2 protein-coding genes are annotated in these 1240 nt (G+C 39.4%); both read right to left on the reverse strand.

All coding sequences use genetic code 11. The features are described from left to right. The coding region (locus tag CIK99_RS12195; RefSeq protein WP_094381770.1) for a nucleoside phosphorylase at positions 1 to 722 on the reverse strand (722 nt) is incomplete at its 3' end. Between the two features lie 11 nt (positions 723 to 733). Next, complete coding sequence (locus CIK99_RS12200; RefSeq protein WP_006743465.1) at positions 734 to 1234, reverse strand: nucleotidyltransferase domain-containing protein; 501 nt, start codon at positions 1232 to 1234, stop codon at positions 734 to 736. Positions 1235 to 1240: the final 6 nt, after the last annotated feature.

A 1240-nucleotide genomic window follows, 5' to 3' on the forward strand; every position in this document is an offset into this window, starting at 1 on the left:
ATATAAAGTTTGTTTAAACTATGGTTGGCATTGTTCAAGCCTTTGGCTTCATATCCATTTGTATCCAAAATGTCACCTGCTTCAAAAAAAGCATACAACTTCAAATTGTAGAAGTCGCACACAGATTGAACTCCAGCCAATTCCATTTCTACAGCGATGCACCCTTCTTCCATACGTTTGCGTACAAGTCCTTTTGTTTCTCTGATCATCGAATCTGTCGTCCATATTTTACCTGTAATATATGGTACAGATAATTTGTCGAAAATTATGGAAAGTTCCTTGCTTGCGGCTATATCAATATAGTCGGCTGGTGCTGCAAAATAATATGAACACCCGTCCCCTCTGTAACTTTGTGTCGGTATGATAAATCTACCTTGTGTGGTTGTACGGTCAAGACTGCCACAGGAACCGAACATAATGAACTTTGATGCTCCAGTTAGCCAGCTTGCAAGATGACATTGAGAGGATGCTACTGCTGAACCTATTCCTGACAGGTAGAAAGTTATCGTAACTCCTTTATAAGTTGTTTTATAGATATGCGTATCGCCATTGCAAGCCGGCATAGTTGCAATAATTTCAGATTCGTAGGAATCAAGTAAATGCCGATGAATCTCCTTCGAGAATATTATCAGGCATATATCTGCAAAATCTCCACGTCTGCCGTAGAAATCAAACAGATTGATCATTGGTTCAGTTTCAATATCATAACTATCAGTAATCATAGCATATTGAATCAGATGTGAGTTTTATATTGCTCCGGTATCTCAAGATTGAAAGTTCTGCATAATAACAGGACGTCGTGGACATCATTTTCATCGTATTCATATCCAAGATGGAACTGTACCTGTGCCTCCGGGTTTATGCATGTTACCTCAATATTCCCGATATTTCCTTTACCTGAGAAAGTTTCGCTTGGGAAAGTGTATCCGTCATATAGAATTCCATCTTCGACATATTCGAAACAATGCAGATCGATTATTCTTCCGTTGTCATCTTTCCAGACAGTATGGCTATCGGTCGTATAGTCCATTACAACTTCTCTGTATCCCTTCCAGGTAATCACGGATATGGCCTTACCATAGTCTTTCTTCTCTACGAACAGATCGATGTCGTTATGTATTCTTGTTTCTCTGCCTATAAGTGCATCGACACCCCAACCGCCGTCCAGAAACACCTTTACAGATGCTTCAGACAGCATTTCAAGAATCTCACATGCATCAAAATAAGTGACCATAAAATT

Origin of the sequence: Prevotella sp. P5-92 (assembly GCF_002251245.1) — a bacterium.
Taxonomy (GTDB): Bacteria; Bacteroidota; Bacteroidia; order Bacteroidales; family Bacteroidaceae; genus Prevotella.

Bases quoted from the DNA above. Each gene is read 5' to 3' on its own strand.
- CIK99_RS12200 (WP_006743465.1), bottom strand. From the start codon at position 1,234: ATGGTCACTTATTTTGATGCATGTGAGATTCTTGAAATGCTGTCTGAA.